General features: G+C 58.1%; 13 protein-coding genes. 9 read left to right on the top strand and 4 right to left on the bottom strand.

The window, feature by feature from the left end; translation table 11 throughout:
- Positions 1–49: 49 nt before the first annotated feature.
- Positions 50–2,230, bottom strand: coding sequence for a UvrD-helicase domain-containing protein (locus K8I01_11515; GenBank protein MBZ0221045.1), 2,181 nt, complete (start codon positions 2,228–2,230; stop codon positions 50–52).
- A gap of 325 nt (positions 2,231–2,555) precedes the next feature.
- Between K8I01_11515 and glgA the strand changes: the two genes are divergently transcribed.
- The 8 genes from glgA to nirB all read left to right on the top strand — a co-directional run bounded on the left by glgA (position 2,556) and on the right by nirB (position 12,684).
- Positions 2,556–4,016, top strand: a complete 1,461-nt coding sequence (gene glgA, locus K8I01_11510) for a glycogen synthase GlgA (protein ID MBZ0221044.1) — start codon at positions 2,556–2,558, stop codon at positions 4,014–4,016.
- Positions 4,017–4,132: 116 nt separating this feature from the next.
- Positions 4,133–4,720: a response regulator gene (locus K8I01_11505; GenBank protein MBZ0221043.1), complete on the top strand. Its 588-nt coding sequence runs from the start codon at positions 4,133–4,135 to the stop codon at positions 4,718–4,720.
- On the top strand, positions 4,717–5,421 hold the full coding sequence (locus K8I01_11500; GenBank protein MBZ0221042.1) for a gamma-glutamyl-gamma-aminobutyrate hydrolase family protein: 705 nt from the start codon (positions 4,717–4,719) through the stop codon (positions 5,419–5,421). Before K8I01_11505 ends, K8I01_11500 begins: the two co-directional genes overlap by 4 nt.
- A 153-nt stretch (positions 5,422–5,574) precedes the next feature.
- The gene (locus K8I01_11495) at positions 5,575–6,651 is read left to right on the top strand and encodes a porin (GenBank protein MBZ0221041.1); all 1,077 of its coding nucleotides are present in this window, start codon (positions 5,575–5,577) and stop codon (positions 6,649–6,651) included.
- Positions 6,652–6,727: 76 nt separating this feature from the next.
- Positions 6,728–8,014, top strand: coding sequence for an ammonium transporter (locus K8I01_11490; protein ID MBZ0221040.1), 1,287 nt, complete (start codon positions 6,728–6,730; stop codon positions 8,012–8,014).
- A gap of 390 nt (positions 8,015–8,404) precedes the next feature.
- Entirely contained in the window at positions 8,405–8,743 is a 339-nt protein-coding gene (locus K8I01_11485; protein ID MBZ0221039.1) for a P-II family nitrogen regulator, read from the top strand.
- A 45-nt stretch (positions 8,744–8,788) separates the two neighbouring features.
- Positions 8,789–10,084 (top strand): ammonium transporter, encoded by a 1,296-nt coding sequence (locus K8I01_11480; protein MBZ0221038.1) that lies wholly within the window; start codon positions 8,789–8,791, stop codon positions 10,082–10,084.
- Between the two features lie 221 nt (positions 10,085–10,305).
- Entirely contained in the window at positions 10,306–12,684 is a 2,379-nt protein-coding gene (gene nirB / locus K8I01_11475; GenBank protein MBZ0221037.1) for a nitrite reductase large subunit NirB, read from the top strand.
- Here nirB and thiE read toward each other — a convergent pair.
- From thiE to K8I01_11460, 3 genes are read right to left on the bottom strand one after another with little or no spacing between them, the layout of a single operon-like run.
- Entirely contained in the window at positions 12,668–13,336 is a 669-nt protein-coding gene (thiE, locus tag K8I01_11470; GenBank protein MBZ0221036.1) for a thiamine phosphate synthase, read from the bottom strand. The genes nirB and thiE overlap by 17 nt on opposite strands.
- Positions 13,333–14,763, bottom strand: a complete 1,431-nt coding sequence (locus K8I01_11465) for a sigma-54 dependent transcriptional regulator (protein ID MBZ0221035.1) — start codon at positions 14,761–14,763, stop codon at positions 13,333–13,335. Before K8I01_11465 ends, thiE begins: the two co-directional genes overlap by 4 nt.
- Positions 14,760–15,854, bottom strand: a complete 1,095-nt coding sequence (locus K8I01_11460) for a PAS domain-containing protein (protein ID MBZ0221034.1) — start codon at positions 15,852–15,854, stop codon at positions 14,760–14,762. The genes K8I01_11465 and K8I01_11460 overlap by 4 nt, the downstream gene beginning before the upstream one ends.
- A 70-nt stretch (positions 15,855–15,924) precedes the next feature.
- Between K8I01_11460 and K8I01_11455 the strand changes: the two genes are divergently transcribed.
- On the top strand, positions 15,925–16,374 hold the full coding sequence (locus K8I01_11455; protein ID MBZ0221033.1) for an NUDIX hydrolase: 450 nt from the start codon (positions 15,925–15,927) through the stop codon (positions 16,372–16,374).
- Positions 16,375–16,541 lie beyond the last annotated feature (167 nt).

Genomic DNA, 16,541 nt, shown 5'->3' with positions numbered 1-16,541 from the left:
TCAAGCATGGAAAGTAGAAAGGGATTTCAAACTGACCCACTACCGGGCGTCAGGAAAGCGGGGTAAGTCCGGCGTACTTTACCGCGAGCTTTTTAACGCCCGAGGAACTGAAATTTACCGTCACCTTAATGTCCTGTCCGGACCCGCTCCGCTCCCTTATGATGCCCACCCCGAAGCTCGGGTGCGAGACCTTCATGCCCACCCTCCAGGGTAGGGCCTCTCCCCCGGCGTCCCCACCGGACGGGAAGTCCTCGGGAGAATAGTATATCTCATTCGGGGCCGTGTAGACCGGTTTTCGCTCCCGTGCCTCTCCGCTAAGGAACCTGATGCGGCCAGGGGATATCTCATCGAGGAACCTCGAACGGGTCTGGTATCTCGTTTCTCCGTAAATGGACCTTGAAGCAGAGGAAAAGAGATAGAGCTCCTCCTTGGCCCTGGTCATGCCGACATAGCAGAGCCTTCTCTCCTCCTCCAGCCCCTCGGGGTCGTCTATGCTCCGGGAGTGCGGGAATATGCCCTCCTCCATTCCGGCGAGGAAGACGAGCCTGAACTCAAGCCCCTTTGCCGAGTGGAGGGTCATGAGGGTCAATTTGTCGGACTTCTCCTCGTAGGCGTCGATATCGCTTATGAGCGCGACCTGGTCGAGGAAGTCCGGCAGCGTCGCGCCGGGGTTTGCTGCCTCGAAGTCCTTAATCGCGGATATGAGCTCGAAGATGTTCTCAAGCCTCTCGGAGGCCTCGTCCGTTCCCTCGTCCTGCCACATTGCCATATAGCCCGAGTCCTCGAGTAGCCGTAGCGCCAGCTCGTTTAGCGGGAGCTTCCCAAGCCCTGAAATGAAGGCGTTGCAGGCATCGAGGAACTGGCGCAGCCTGGTCTTGCCGAGGAGGCCCCTTTCCAGGGCCGTCCTTGCGGCTTCGAGGAGCGGCACCCCGAGCTCGTCAGCTATGGAAATAATCCTGTCGAGGGTGGCCTTGCCGACGCCCCGGGCCGGCCTGTTTATTATCCTCTGAAGGCTTATGGAGTCGCCGGGGTTGGCTATCACCCGTATGTACGCGAGCGCGTCCCGTATCTCCATCCTGTCGTAGAACCTCGTCCCGCCTACTATGGTGTAGGGGATGCCCTCCCTTATAAGAAGCTCCTCAAATACCCTGGATTGGGCGTTCGTCCTGTAGAATACAGCCGCGTCCCTGTAGGAAATGCCCCGGTCCTCGTTCATCCTGGATTTCAAGCGCGAGAGCACCCGCCGGGCCTCGTCGTACTCGTCTTTCGCCTCCTCGTGTACGAGCGGGTGGCCTTCGCGGTTTTCTGTCCAGAGGGTCTTTTCCATCCTCCGCTGGTTCCGCTCTATTACCGAGTTGGCGGCAGAGAGGATGTTCGCGGTAGAGCGGTAGTTCTGCTCGAGCCGGAGGACGGTGGAATCCGGGTAGTCCTTCTCAAAATCCAGTATGTTCGATATGTCCGCCCCGCGCCAGCCGTATATGGACTGGTCCGGGTCGCCTACGGCAAGGAGGTTACGCGAGCCCGAGGCCAGGAGGCCTGTGAGCGTGTACTGGGCCCTGTTCGTGTCCTGGTACTCGTCAACGAGTATGTAGCGGAAGCGGTTTCTATAGGAGTCCAGCACCGGTTCGTTTTGGCGGAAGAGGTTAATGGGCTCGCAGATGAGGTCGCCGAAATCCAGGCAGCCCATCCCGCGTAGCTTCTTCTGATAACGGGCGTAGACCTTGGCGATTCTCTCGGAGAAGAAGTCGTTCACGTGCGAGGCGTACTCAGCTGGCCCGATGTTCTCGTTTTTTGCCTGGTTTATGCGGGCAAGGACGGATTTCGGGGGCATGACCTTCTCGTTCAGGTTGAGTTCCTTGAGGACCTCTTTTATAAGGGCCAGCTGGTCGTCATCGTTATAGACCGTGAGCTCGGAGGCGAGCCCGGCGGCCCTGCTCTCGCGCCTGAGGAGCCGGAGCCCCAATGAATGGAAGGTTCCGAGCCATACCGAGCGGGCGCTTCCGCCTATTGTCCTCTCAAGGCGCTCGCGCATCTCTCCGGCGGCCTTGTTCGTGAAGGTCACGGCCAGAATGTTCTCCGGGGTGACATTCATCTTGGCGATAAGATAGGCTATCCTCGAGGTAAGGACGCGGGTTTTTCCGCTCCCTGCCCCGGCGAGTATGAGGAGCGGCCCGTCACCGAAGGTCACGGCTTCGAGCTGGGTGGGATTGAGGGATTTTAAAAAGGGCATAAGGGGCCGTTAAAAATTGATCTTTTCCCCGGACTCTGCGTAGGTTACGTGAATAAAAATGCTCACATATTATTCATATATGCGCCGTTTTTATTCCCGGCCTTCCGGGAAAAGCGGGAAAAATCTCAAATTTTTAGATATTGCCTTTAGTCATTCCGAGCGAAGCGAAACATCTCAGGATTGAGCTTGGCTATTATATGATTTCAAATTAACACAAAGGCGGGGGGAGGGCAATGGGAAGAAAGACGTTTTTGCATGCCTGTAGCGTAAGAAAGAGGGCTACTCCCTTGAAAACCAGCCGTTTTTCTGCTAAGTTCAATCAATCATGGCGCTAAATGTGGTTATCGCGGCCCCTGAGGCCGTCCCTTTTGCCAAGACAGGCGGGCTTGCGGACGTCGCAGGGTCGTTGCCCGCGGCGCTCTCGCGCCTGGGCTTGAGGGTCGTCCTTTTTATGCCATTTTACAGGCAGATAGCGGAAAAGGGCTTTGAGCTCGAGCCCACCGGCATCGAGGTGGCGGTCCCAATGGGAAGAAGGGTCGTCCGGGCGGAGGCCCTCCTCGGCCATCATCAGGGGGTGCCGGTCTATTTCATAAAAAGGGACGAGTTCTTTGACAGGACCTATCTCTACGGGACGCCCGAGGGCGACTACTTCGACAACCTCGAAAGGTACGCCTTCTTCTCAAGGGCGGTCCTCGAGGTGATAAAGGCGCGGAATCTTTCCCCGGACATAATCCACTCGAACGACTGGCAGACCGGCCTGATCCCGGCCTATCTTAAAGACATGTACCGGGGCGAGCCGATATTCCAGAAAACAGCCACGGTCTTTACGGTCCATAACATCGCCTACCAGGGGCAGTTCCCGGCAAACCTCTACGACGCCACTGGCCTCTCGTTCCAGCTTTTTAACCCTGAGGGGGTCGAGTTCTGGGGGAGCATAAACCTCCTCAAGGCCGGCCTCGTCTTCTCGGAGGTCATAACGACAGTGAGCAAGGCGTACAGCCGCGAGATACAGAAGCCAGAGTACGGCTACGGCCTCGACGGCGTGCTCCGTAAGCGCAAGGACTCTGTCTTCGGCATACTTAACGGAGTCGATTATTCTGAATGGGATCCGGAGACCGACCCCGCAATCCCGCAGAACTATTCCACGGCTGACTTGAAGGGCAAGTCGGCCTGCAGGAAAAAGCTCCTCAAGGCCTTTGGCCTCAAGGGGATAAAGGCGAAAACGCTCCTCATAGGCATGATAACGAGGCTCGCGGACCAGAAGGGCCTCGACATACTCTCAGAGGCAATGCCCGAGCTCATGAATATGGATATAGCGCTGGTCATCCTGGGCTCAGGCGACAGGAGGCATCAGGAGAACCTTAAGGAGCTGTCCGCCCGCTACCCGGAAAGGCTCTCCGTGAAGATAGCCTTCGATAGCGGACTTTCTCACCTCGTCGAGTCAGGCGCTGACGCGTTCCTCATGCCTTCGAGATACGAGCCGTGCGGCCTTAACCAGATCTACAGCCTGAAATACGGTACGGTCCCCATAGTCCGCGCAACCGGCGGCCTTGACGACACCGTCCGCGACTACTCGGAGGAGGGCGGGAACGGTTTCAAGTTCAAGGAGTATTCGGCTTCCGCCCTCATTCAGAAGGTGGCCGAGGCGGTCGATGTATATTCCCGTAAAAAGGAATGGACAGCGCTCCAGAGGAACGGCATGGCCGAGAACTTCTCCTGGGACGATGCGGCAGCCAAATACCTGGAGGCCTACAATACCGCAAAGGCCAGGCTGCACAAATCTTAATCACATCAAGCCTCAAAAACGCGCACATCCGAACCCCGCCTTTATGAAGACCCGCGAATAAGCGCCCGCCCGCCTCCGAAACCTTCATGGCACCCAAATTGCTTTAAACTCTGGTCATGAAAAGGATAGCCGTCGTGGATGATAACGCCTCCGAAAGGCTTGTCCTTAAGGGCTTCATCGAAGCGGCCGGATTCGCGTTCGATGGCGAGGGGGCAAACGGGGTTGAAGCGGTGGAAATATGCAGGGAGAGGCGGCCAGACCTCCTGATGATGGACCTCCGCATGCCTGTAAAGGACGGCATCAAGGCCGCGGAAGAGATAAGCCGATTCTACCCGACTCCCATAGTGCTCCTGACTGCTGACGAGGACTCCGATACCGCGAGGAGGGCAGCGGAAGCCGGAGTCATGGGATATCTAATGAAGCCGGTGAGGGCCGAGGAGATAGCGCCGATAGTAGAGGTAGCCATCACGAACTTCAACGAACTGAAGGCGCTCAAGGAAGAGAACGATAACCTCAAAAAAGCGCTTGAGGCCAGGAAGATAATCGCGAAGGCAACGGGGCTCCTCATGGAAAAAGAGGGCCTTAGCGAAAGAGAGGCATTCGCCCGGCTAAGGAAGATAAGCATGGACAAGAGAAAGAGCATGGCGGAGATAGCCGAGGTGCTCATCATGGCGCTTGAGAAGGGCGGGAAAATCCAGGGATGAAGAGGGCGCTTGTCATAACGCATGTAGCACACGAGGGGCTCGGCACTTTCAGGAGGCCTCTTGAGAGGAATTTTATTGTCGAGCGCCTCGATATGCACAGGGGCGCGGTCCTTCCGCCCCGGATAGACGGCTTTGATGCACTTATCGTCATGGGCGGGCCCATGGGCGTATACGAGGAAGAGAAGTACCCTTTCATGAAAAAAGAGCTGAGGCTCATCGAATCAGCCCTTAAGAAGAGGGTCCCTGTCCTGGGGGTCTGCCTGGGCGCGCAGCTCCTTGCGCGGGCCTCCGGGGCCAGGGTCTATAAGGGAAGCGCCAAGGAGATAGGCTGGCACAGGGTCGCCCTCGAAGATGAGGCGATTTTTGACCGGCTCTTCATGGGTTTCCCCGACGAGTTCACCGTATTCCAGTGGCACGGCGATACCTTCGACGTGCCGCATGGCGCCGTAAGGCTCGCCTCCTCCGGGCTCTTCCCCAACCAGGTGATAAAGGTCGGGCCTAACGCGTACGGAGTGCAGTTCCACTTCGAGGTCACGGATGAGATGGTAAGGGAGTGGCTGGGAATTAATCGCGACGAGGTGGCCGAGGCAAGGGTGGACGCCGGGGCCGTTCTGAAAGAGACGCCCTCCATGATAGGAGAGGTCAACATGCTCGGCAACAATCTCTTTTCGAGATTCCTCCGCTTGGCGGAAAAATGTTAAAGGCATAGCCATACCTATATAAAAAATAAAACGGCTACAAGGGAGTGGCCATCAGGGAAAAAAGGCAACGGCGCCTTCTTACGGAAAGGCGCCGTTTTTTATTTGGCGCAAAAAAATTTAAATGGAGGTCCTTAAGAGATGGGAAAGGTGTTAATGAAATTTCTTCTCGGAGCAATACTACTGGTTCCCCTGCCTGCGTGGGCCGATGAGAAGCTCACGGCCGCGGACATCCTGACGGGTACGGAGCTGAATGGTTTCCTTTCCGCCGGTTATAACTACAACTTCAATACCCCCGCGGACAGGGCCATAGACCTCCGGCCCTTCAACGACACCCACGACAGCTTCTCACTCGAATTGGCCCAGCTCGTATTCCACAGGGACGCGGAAGAGACGGGGAGCGCCGGGTTCAGGCTTGACCTCAACTTCGGCTACACCGTTCCGGCGGCCATACATTCAACCGGCGCGAACAGCTCAGACGATTTCGACATCCGCCAGGCCTATGTCTCTTACATGGCCCCGGTGGGGAAGGGCCTCAAGCTCGACTTCGGCAAGTTCGTGACGGACCACGGCCTCGAGGTCATCGAGGGCTACGAGGGCTGGAACTGGAATTACTCGCGTTCATTCCTTTTCTTTTTCACCATTCCCTTCACGCACACGGGGCTCAGGGCAACATACGCGGTAGACGACAGGATAATCCTCTCCGGCGCGGTCGTAAACGGCTGGGACAACGTGAAGGACAATAATACCGCGAAGTCGCTCCACCTCCACGCGGCGCTCTCCCTCTCGAACGAGAGCGCGGTCAACGTCAAATACATGGCCGGGCCCGAGCAGGATGACGATACCGGGAACTGGAGGCACCTTTTTAACCTCAACCTCTCGACGGCGCTCGGCAAGGCGCTAGTCATGGCCGACCTCGTCTATGGTAAAGAGGAGGACGTGCCCGGCATTGGAGACAGCACCTGGAGCGGGATCGCCGGGTACGTCCGTTATCCGCTCGGCGAGAAGTTCTTCCTCAACGCCCGCGCCGAGCTCTTTTCCGACGACGACGGGGCGAGAACAGGCACTGCCCAGGACCTCTGGGAGTTTACAGTCACCCCCGAGTACATCGTGAACGAAAACCTTGTCGTCAGGGCCGAGTATCGCCACGACTCATCCGATAAGGCGGTCTTTGACAGCGGGAGTTCCAAGCGCCAGGACACGGTGGGCGTAAACGCGATATTCCATTTCTAAGCCAGAAGGAGGCCGGCAAAGACGCCCGCGCCCGCAAGGGGGCTTCGAAGATCAAAGAGGATCAGGAGGAGTGAAGATGAAGAGCCATTTGAAGACATTGATGTGCATGGGGACCGCGCTCCTCGTGTTCCTTGCGATAGCGGGAGAAGCGGCTGCCGCGGAAGCAGCGATAGACAAGGCCGATACCGCGTGGGTACTCGTATCAACGGCCCTCGTGATGTTCATGGTCCCGGGGCTCGCGGTCTTCTACGCTGGCATGACAAGGCAAAAGAACGTACTGTCGACCATCATGCAGAGCTTCTTCATACTCTGCCTTATAACGGTCCAGTGGGTCGTAATCGGGTACAGCCTCTCATTCGGGCCGGGAAGCGGCTGGCCCATAGGCGGGCTCGACTATATCGGCCTCTCGGGTGTGGGGAATGAGCCGAAAGGGACCATACCGCACCTCCTCTTCATGGCCTTCCAGGGCATGTTCGCGGCGATAACGGTCGCGCTCATAACCGGGGCCTTTGCCGAGAGGATAAAATTTTCCGCGGTCGTCCTCTTTAGCCTCCTCTGGGCGTTCCTGGTCTATGACCCGCTCGCACACTGGGTCTGGGGAGGAGGGTGGCTCCAGTCCCTCGGCGTTCTGGACTTCGCGGGAGGCATAGTGGTCCACATAAGCTCCGGGGTCTCGGCGCTAGTCGCTGCCCTGTATATCGGCAAAAGGCGGGGCTGGCCGAGGGAGCTGATGCCGCCGCACAACTTGACGCTCACGGCCATAGGCATGGGCATACTCTGGTTCGGCTGGTTCGGCTTTAACGCGGGGAGCGCTCTCGCAAGCGACGGGAGCGCGGTAACGGCCTTTGTGGCCACCAATATCGCGGCGGCTGCCGGGACCCTCGTCTGGGCCTTCATCGAATGGGCGCACAGGGGAAAGCCGACCATGCTAGGCGCGGTCTCTGGCACTGTCGCTGGCCTCGGCTCCATAACCCCGGCAGCAGGTTTCGTTACCCCGATGGCGGCCCTCTTGATAGGCCTTGTCGGGGGCGTACTCTGCTATTGGGCGGTCATAATGCTCAAGCCCCGGTTCGGGTATGACGACACCCTTGACGTCTTCGGCATACACGGGGTGGCAGGCACATGGGGGACACTGGCGACCGGGCTCTTCGCCTCGATAGGCGCAACGGGCCTCCTCTACGGCAACCCGGCGCAGCTTATGGCCCAGGCAATAGGGGCGGGCGTGACAATCGCGCTCTCGGTCGTTGGCACACTTTTGATACTGCAGATAGTAGACCATACGGTCGGGATAAGGGTAACAAAGGAAGAGGAGATACAGGGGCTGGACCTTACGCAGCACGAGGAAAGGGGGTACTCGCTTTAGCAGGCTGCTGAAAAGTCCATCTGCTTCGTTGTCATCGTCGCTGGACACTCCGGCGTACACGAAAAGTACGCCTCATTTCTCGCTTCTCGACGCCTCGCATCTGGAGCTTGAGCAGCCTGAATAAAAACGGAGTTTTTAAGCAAGCCGTTAGGCAAGCTCTAAAAATTGATCTTTTCCACGGACTCTGAGTAGTTAAGGGAAAGCGGGAAAAATCTCTAGTTCTTAGAGGTTGTCTTTAAGTCGAAGGGGTGCATCCAGTTTTAGATGCACCCTGAAGAAAAAAAAAGATCCGGCACAGGGCTGTGCCGGGACAAAAGGCAAGGGCGCCTTTGGGAGCAGGCTTTAGGTCCGCATCCAGGGGCGCCCTAATTTTTTTCAAGGAGGCGAAAGATGAAAAAGGTGGAGGCCATAATAAAGCCTTTCAAGCTGGACGACGTGAAAAAGGCTCTCGGGGATATAAATATCGAGGGCATGACCGTCTCGGAGGTCAAGGGCTTCGGGAGGCAGAAGGGCCATTCCGAGTTCTACCGGGGCGCCGAGTACACCCTCGATTTCCTCCCCAAGGTAAAGGTGGAGGTGGTTACCACCGACGAGCTTACGCCAAAGGTGGTGGAGGCCATCATGGCTGCTGCAAAGACCGGGAAGATAGGCGACGGCAAGATCTTCATAAGCCCGATAGAGGACGGGGTGAGGATAAGGACGGGCGAGCGCGGGAGCGATGCCCTTTGATGAGTAAAGAAATGGTGCACTAAATGAACTTTGAGGAGGAAAAGAATGAAAACCGTCATATACGCGCTTATAGTTCTTTTTTTGTTGCCGCTCGGCGCCGCCGCTGAGGAGGCGCCCGCAATTGATACGGGAGACACGGCATGGGTGCTCGTGTCCACCGCCTTCGTGCTCCTCATGACCGCGCCGGGGCTTGCGCTTTTCTACTCGGGACTCGTGAGGAGGAAAAACGTCCTCTCTACCATCATGCAGAGCTTTGCCGCGCTCTCGATAGTGAGCATCCAGTGGGTGCTCTGGGGCTACAGCCTCGCCTTCGGCCCGGACCGCGGAGGGCTCATAGGCGGGCTCGAGTTCGTGGGCCTCAACGGCGTGGGCCCGGAGCCGGGCGGCTACGCGGCTACCATACCCCATCAGGCGTTCATGGTCTTCCAGATGATGTTCGCGGTCATAACCGTCGCTATAATAACCGGCGCGGTCGCGGAGAGGATGAAATTTTCGGCCTTCATAGCCTTCGGAATCCTCTGGACGACGTTCGTCTATGACCCGCTCGCCCACTGGGTATGGGGCGGCGGCTGGATAGGGAAGATGGGGGCGCTGGACTTTGCCGGGGGCACGGTCGTGCACATAAGCTCAGGGGTGGCGGCGCTTGCCGCGGCGATAGTTACAGGAAGGAGAAGGGGCTACGGGAACGATCTCATGCTCCCGCATAATCTCCCGTTGACGCTCATCGGCGCTGGGCTCCTGTGGTTCGGCTGGTTCGGCTTCAACGCCGGTAGCGCGCTCGGCGCGAACGGGCTTGCCGCGACAGCCTTCATGGTCACGAACACGGCGGCGGCAGCGGCGGCCCTCTCCTGGATTGCGGTCGAGTGGCTCCACAGGGAAAAACCCACGCTCCTGGGCCTCGCCTCCGGCATAGTCGCCGGGCTCGTGGCGATCACGCCGGCAGCCGGCTTTGTGGGCCCTGTATCGGCCATACTCCTGGGATTAATCGCAGGCGTGGTCTGCTATATTGCGGTTGCGTGGCTTAAGCCGCTCCTCGGATATGACGACTCGCTCGACGCCTTCGGCATCCACGGGGTCGGCGGCGTCTGGGGTGCGGTCGGGACCGGCCTTTTCGCCTCGACCGCGATAAACGCGGGCGGGGCAGACGGCCTCTTTTTCGGAGGGGCCGGGCTCCTCTGGAAGCAGCTCATAGCCGTAGGCGCGAGCGCGATTTACGCATTTGTCCTCACCTTCATAATCCTCAAGGCGATCGACTGGACGATCGGCCTGAGGGTCGCGGACGAGGACGAGGTGCAGGGGCTCGACATTACCCAGCACAGCGAGAGCGGATATTCGCTTTAGGCAAGCTCTAAAAATTGATCTTTTCCCCGGACCCTGCGTAGGTTACGTGAATAAAAATGCTCACATATTCACATATATGCTCCGCTTTTTATTCCCGCCCTTCCTTGATTGCGGGAAAAATCTCAAATTTTTAGAGATTACCTTTAAACGGTCCTGCAACGAAAAAACTCAAGGCAACGGCGCCTCTCAGGGCGCCTTTGCCTTTCAAGGGAGGCTCATATATGGCCGGAAACAAGAGAGAGCGTCTTGTGGTCGTCGGGAATGGCATGGCCGCGAACGCCTTTATCGAAGAGGTGTTGAAGGCCGGCCCGGAAAAGTACAGCATAACCGTATTCGGAAAGGAAGGCCGCCCGGGTTACAACAGGGTCCTTCTTTCACAGGTCCTTACGGGCGAAAAGGAACCGGGGAGCCTCGCCATGCATGACCCGGAGTGGTATGCGGAAAACGGGGCCGAGGTCCGCCAGTCCGAAAAGATCGTCTCCATCAAAAGGGGGAGCCGGAAGGTCGTAACCGAGCGGGGGCTTGAGGCGGGATATGATAAGCTCGTACTCGCAACAGGCTCGCTCCCGGTTGTGCCTGGTATCGAGGGGAGGGATCTTCCAGGGGTCGTGAGCTTCAGGGACCTTGACGACTGCGAAAGGATACTGGCCCATGCCCGGGAGGGCAGGCGCGCGGTCGTGATCGGGGGCGGCCTCCTGGGGCTGGAGGCCGCCGGCGCGCTCCGCTCCCTCGGAATGGAGGTTCTCGTTGTGCACATAATGGACAGGCTCATGGAAAGGCAGCTAGATGGGTGCTCCGCAGGGCTCCTAATGGACGCGCTCGAGGAGATGGGCATAGGGGTGCTCCTTAAAAAAGAGGCCATCGCCTTCGAGGGGCATGGAAAGCTTGAGCGCGTGAGGTTCAGGGACGGCTCGGCGATTGAGGCGGGCCTGGCCGTGGTCTCTATAGGCGTCCGCCCCAATATCGAGCTTGCGCTGGAAGCGGGCATCTACTCGGAAAAAGGGGTGGTGGTGACCGACACCATGCAGACATTCGACCCGAGCGTCTACGCCATAGGCGAATGCGTGCAGCACAGGGGCGAGACCTTCGGCCTCGTAGCACCCGTCTTCGAGCAGGCCCGGGTGGCCGCAAACCAGCTCGTGGGCGACGGCAGGAGGTCTTTCAGGAATTCCCCTGTCTCCGCGAGGCTCAAGGTGAAGGGCATTGACCTTTACTCCGCGGGCCGCGTATCCTCGGTTGAGGACTCCATAGAGTATTTCGACAGGAGGTCCAGGGTATACAAGAAGGTGGCGCTCGAGGACGGGAGGATTGCAGGGGTAGTGCTCTTCGGGGAGAGTTCGCTGGGCCCCTCCCTCTTCGAGCTCCTTTTGTCCGGCACGGACGTAAGCCACAGGAGGCAGGACCTCCTTTTCGGAGAGCGGAAGGCGGAGGAGGCGGCCCGCATCCCCGACGATGCGGTCGTGTGCGGGTGCAAGGGCGTCACAAAGGGGGCCATAGCGGAGGCCGTAAGGTCAAAGGGGCTTTTCACGAGGGAGGACGTAAAGCGGGAGACCGGGGCGTCCTCCTCCTGCGGCGGCTGCGCGCCGCTTGTGGAGAGGGTGATAGAGGAGACGCTCGGCGCGGGCTTCCAGCCCTCTTTCAGGCGGGCCCTCTGCGGCTGCACCAATTACGCGAGGGAGGACGTGCTCCGGAATATAAGGGAGAAGGGGCTTAAGTCTGTTGCGGAGGTCATGGCCGCGCTCGGGTGGGAGGGGGTCGGGTGCGATACATGCAGGCCGGCTATCAATTACTATGTCATGATGGCCTGGCCGGAAAGCGCCAGAGACGACCTTACATCAAGGCTCATAAACGAGCGGGCTCGCGCCAACGTGCAGAAGGACGGCACTTTTTCCGTGGTGCCGAGGATGCACGGCGGGGTTACGACCGCCAGGGAGCTCAAAAAGATAGCGGAGGTGGCCGAGAGGCATAACGTTCCGCTCCTTAAGCTCACGGGAGGCCAGAGGATAGCGCTCATAGGCGTCCCGAGAGAGGGGCTCCAAGAGGTCTGGAAGGAGCTCGATATGCCCTCTGGCCACGCGTATGCCAAGGCAGTAAGGACCGCAAAGACCTGCGTGGGCGACAGGTTCTGCAGGTACGGGACGCAGGACTCGGTCTCGCTCGGCATCGAGATGGAGAAGAGGTTCGGCGGCATACCCATGCCGGCCAAGGTCAAGCTCGCGGTAAGCGGGTGCCCGAGGAACTGCGCGGAGAGCGGCATTAAAGACCTGGGGGTCGTGGGTGTCTTAGGCGGATGGGAGATCTACGCGGGCGGGTGCGGCGGCATAGAGCTTAAGGGAGGAGAGAAGCTTGGCCATTTCAAGACACAAGACGAGATTATCGAGGCGGCCGCCGCCTTTCTCCAGCTCTACAGGGAGGACGCGGACTACGGAGAGAGGACGTTCAGGTGGGTCGTCCGAAAGGGCATCGGGAGGATAAGGGAAGAGGCCCTCTGTGACGAGAAAAAAAGAAAGGCCTTGGCAGAAAAGCTTGAAGCCGCGGCAAGGGCGGAAAAGGAGCACTGGGCCGCCGATACGGAACCCGTGCTTATGAAGGGGGCTTGAAGCTCAGCCGTGGTTGCGGTCTTTTTTTTATGAGCGCCGATATCGAGGCCGCTTTCGCCTTTATGCTCGGCGCAAGGAGGATATCAGATATAAGCGCGGCTGAAGACGCGCCGGATTCCAGGACAGATAGGATTGTCTCTTCGGTTATGCCGCCGATTGCGACCACCGGGATGCGTACGCTCGCGGAGATCTCCTCAAGCCTCGATAAGCCCTTTGGCGTGTCCGCGTCCTTTTTCGTCCTGGTGGGGAATATGGGGCCGAAGGAGATATAGTCCGCTCCTCCGGCCTCCGCCCTTTTCGCCTCCTGGATATCGTGGGTGGATACGCCTATTACTGAAGAGGGGAGGAGCCTCCTTGCGTCCTTTAGAGGTATGTCGTCCTGCCCAAGGTGCACCCCCTCGGCGCCGGTTATGAGGGCTATGTCGATCCTGTCGTTTACGATGAAGATGGCCCTTCCCGCAAGGGCCTTTCTCATGTCGAGCGCCGCCCTGAGCATGGCGGCGCTGCCTTCCCCCTTTGCCCGGAGCTGGACAATCCTCGCGCCGCCGGAGGCGAGCTCATCCGCGCATTCGCCCGCCCTTTCAAGGCTCGCGTAGGCCGAATCGACGATGGCGTACAGGCCCGAGATGAACGTCGGATGAGAGTTCTTCATCCCTTGAGCTTTCCCATGTTTATGTCGAGCTCCCGTATTTTTTTTCTCAGGGTATTCCTGTTTATGCCCAGCATCTCCGCGGCCTGCACCTGGTTGCCCCTGGTCTTTTCGAGAACGAGCCTTATGAGGGGCCTTTCCATGTACGGCATGATGAAGGAATAGAGCTCCTGCCTTGAGTGGTTGTTTGCCTTTTCGATGATCGGCCTCAAACGCGCGGCTATGAGGTCTTCTATGGATTCCTCCCGCCTTGCCCGCTTCTCAGGTAAGGCAAGGTCCTCGGCCGCGATATTCACGTTCCGCGACATGAGAACGGCCCGCCTTACGGTATTCTCAAGCTCGCGGACGTTACCAGGCCACTGATAGGATTCCAGCGCCTCGAGGGCGGATTTGTCGAACGACCTCGGTCCGCAGTTGAACTCCCTGCTGAATTTTTCGAGGAAATACTGCGACAGCACGGCGACATCTCCTTTACGGTCACGTAGCGGCGGTAGCGTTAATGTTATGCCGTTAAGCCTGAATAGGAGGTCCTCCCTGAAGCTTCCCCCGGCAACGGCCTTTTCAAGATCCTGGTTCGTGGCCGCGATTATCCGCACATCCACCCGGACGGGCTCCCTTCCGCCTACGCGGTAGAACTCCCTCTCCTGTATCACTCGCAAAAGCCGCGCCTGGAGGTCCGGGCTCATGTCACCGACCTCGTCCAGGAAAAGGGTGCCTCCGTCGGCAAGCTCGAATTTCCCTTTTTTCGATTCGATTGCGCCGGTAAAGGCACCCTTTTCGAAGCCGAAGAGCTCGCTCTCCATCAGGTCCCTGGGCACGGCCGCGGTATTGACGGCGACGAAGGGGCCTTCGGCCCTGGGGCTATTCATGTGGATGAGCCTGGCGAGGAGCTCCTTGCCTGTGCCGCTCTCGCCGAGTACGAGGACCGTAACGTCCCTTGCCGCGACCTTCCCGGCCTTCTTGAAGACCTCTTCAACGGACCTGCTCTTCCCGATAAAGACCGTCTCGTCCGAGAGTTTCTGTAGTAGTCTTTCCTTGAGGGTTGAGACCTTTTCCCTGAGCCGCGAATTCTCGATTGCGCGCTCGATCGTGAGCTCCACCTCGCCGAGGTCAAAGGGCTTGGTTATGTAATCGAAGGCGCCGAGCTTCATGGCCTCGAGGGTGTTTTTCATGCTCGTCTCGGCTGTCATTATGATGAAGGACGCGTTGAGGCCGGCTTCCCGCGCCTCTGTAAGGAGCTTGAGGCCGTCTTTTCCGGGCATGTTTATATCCAGGAGGGCGAGCGAGACGGCCTGGCCTGAAAGAATCCTCCAGGCCTCGTCGCCATCAGATGCCCTGACCACATCGAGCCCCTTTTCCCGGAGGAACCTGTCAAGCACCCATAGTACGCTCTCGTCGTCGTCCGCGACGAGCACCCTTTCCGCGCTCATGACATCCCCCTGTCCTCCACCGGGAGATAGACAAGGACCGAGGTGCCTTCTCCCGGTTCTGAATCTATTTTCAAGAGACCGCCGTGCTCCTTTACTATTTTGAGGGTGATAGCCATGCCAAGACCGCTCCCCCTGGGCTTGGTGGTGAAAAAAGGCGTGAAGACGTTTTCAAGGTCCTCGGGTTTTATCCCGCACCCGGTGTCCCGGACCTCTATGGAGACCATGCGGCCCGTGCCGCCCTCGCCCATGTGAAATTCGGTTATGACCCTTGTAGAAACGCTCACGATCCCGCTCTCGGGCATGGCCTCGATTGCGTTCTTTACGAGGTTCAGGAATACCTGCTTGAGCTGGTTTTCATCACCCGCCACCTCCGGGATGCTCGGGTCGTAGCTTTTTACGAAAGCGCAGCGCCCTGCCCCATCCCCGAGGAGGAGGACCACCGAATCGAGCACCTGGTGTATGTTGACCGGCTTTTTTACGAGCCTGGCGGGCCTGGCGAAGTCGAGCATCTCGTTAAGTATGCTGTTCAGGCGGTCGGCCTCTTTTATGATCACTTCCATGTATTCGTTGAGGCCCTTGTCAGAGGCCTTCCTAGATAGGAGCTGGGCCGCGCCCCTTATTCCGCTAAGAGGGTTCCGTATCTCGTGCGCAAGGTTCGCGGCGAACGCGCCTATGTAAGCGAGCCGCTCCTTCCGGAGCGCGCTCGCTTCGAGGGGCTTTATGCCTGAGAGGTCTTTTAATAACGCAACAGCCCCCCTCACGCTGCCTTCGGGGTCGAAGACAAGGCTTGTCGTCACGCTCACGGGCAGGGCATCGCCTGTAATCCTTCTCCAGAGCTTCTCCTCGTACTCGGCGAAGATGCGGCCTTTGTCCATTGTTTCCCTCAGCATCTCGGCTATGCGCGGGTTCCGCTTGAAACAGGCCTCTAGCGATTTGCCGAGCACAAAGGACCTCGAAAGCTCCGTCATTTTTTCAGCCGATTGGTTGAAGACGGAAATCCGCATATCCGGGCCGACGGCTATTACGCCCTCGGCAAGGCTTTCGAGTATGTCCTCAAAGGAAAGCTGGGATGGGGGGGTGGTCACGCTCACTCTGCCTATTTATTAGGCAATAATAGCAGGCCCGCGTTGTAAACGCAACGGAAAACAGGGTGATAGGGGAATGGATGCAATAGGGGTTGTTTTCCTGTCCGGCGGAAAGCATAATGTCTCCATGCGCGAGATGTCTGCCGGAATAATAATAAAGGATAAGAAGGTGCTCCTCGTCCATAACATGAAGCACGGGCTGAGGGTCGAGCCTCCGGGCGGTAAAAAACTGTCTGGCGAGGGGTGGGAGGAATCTGTCGCAAGGGAAATACGAGAAGAGCTCGGGGTGGAGGTGCGGGTAAAAGGACTTTTCGGCGAATACAGGACCCATTCGCCCGAGGGTGATTTCATGGTAAGGATGTACCTATGCGATATCGCTTCAGGGGAGCCCAGGGTAATGGAGCCGGAAAAAATACCCTCATTCGGGTGGTATTCCCTTGAAGACCTGAAGAGGCTGTCAAAAGAGGGCCCGCTCGTCCCGAACATGCGCCTGGCCCTGGAAGACCTTGAGGAGCTGTTTTTATGAGAGGGCCGTCTTTGTAGTTTTTCCCGGCCCTTCCGTGTCAGATTCTTTTACATCTTCTACATATTTATTTCAAAAAAAATGTCGACTTATTTTACAGGACAACTTTGAATTTGAAAACCAAGCATGAAAAAACAATGTTTCTAGTGACTTGGCATTATTATTGCATC

Source organism: Deltaproteobacteria bacterium (genome assembly GCA_019912665.1).
Lineage (GTDB): Bacteria > Desulfobacterota > GWC2-55-46 > GWC2-55-46 > GWC2-55-46 > UBA5799.
This window is presented reverse-complemented; position numbering and strand designations above follow the sequence as displayed.

Bases quoted from the DNA above. Each gene is read 5' to 3' on its own strand.
- K8I01_11515 (MBZ0221045.1), bottom strand. From the start codon at position 2,230: ATGCCCTTTTTAAAATCCCTCAATCCCACCCAGCTCGAAGCCGTGACC.
- glgA (MBZ0221044.1), top strand. From the start codon at position 2,556: ATGGCGCTAAATGTGGTTATCGCGGCCCCTGAGGCCGTCCCTTTTGCC.
- K8I01_11505 (MBZ0221043.1), top strand. From the start codon at position 4,133: ATGAAAAGGATAGCCGTCGTGGATGATAACGCCTCCGAAAGGCTTGTC.
- K8I01_11500 (MBZ0221042.1), top strand. From the start codon at position 4,717: ATGAAGAGGGCGCTTGTCATAACGCATGTAGCACACGAGGGGCTCGGC.
- K8I01_11495 (MBZ0221041.1), top strand. From the start codon at position 5,575: ATGAAATTTCTTCTCGGAGCAATACTACTGGTTCCCCTGCCTGCGTGG.
- K8I01_11490 (MBZ0221040.1), top strand. From the start codon at position 6,728: ATGAAGAGCCATTTGAAGACATTGATGTGCATGGGGACCGCGCTCCTC.
- K8I01_11485 (MBZ0221039.1), top strand. From the start codon at position 8,405: ATGAAAAAGGTGGAGGCCATAATAAAGCCTTTCAAGCTGGACGACGTG.
- K8I01_11480 (MBZ0221038.1), top strand. From the start codon at position 8,789: ATGAAAACCGTCATATACGCGCTTATAGTTCTTTTTTTGTTGCCGCTC.
- nirB (MBZ0221037.1), top strand. From the start codon at position 10,306: ATGGCCGGAAACAAGAGAGAGCGTCTTGTGGTCGTCGGGAATGGCATG.
- thiE (MBZ0221036.1), bottom strand. From the start codon at position 13,336: ATGAAGAACTCTCATCCGACGTTCATCTCGGGCCTGTACGCCATCGTC.
- K8I01_11465 (MBZ0221035.1), bottom strand. From the start codon at position 14,763: ATGAGCGCGGAAAGGGTGCTCGTCGCGGACGACGACGAGAGCGTACTA.
- K8I01_11455 (MBZ0221033.1), top strand. From the start codon at position 15,925: ATGGATGCAATAGGGGTTGTTTTCCTGTCCGGCGGAAAGCATAATGTC.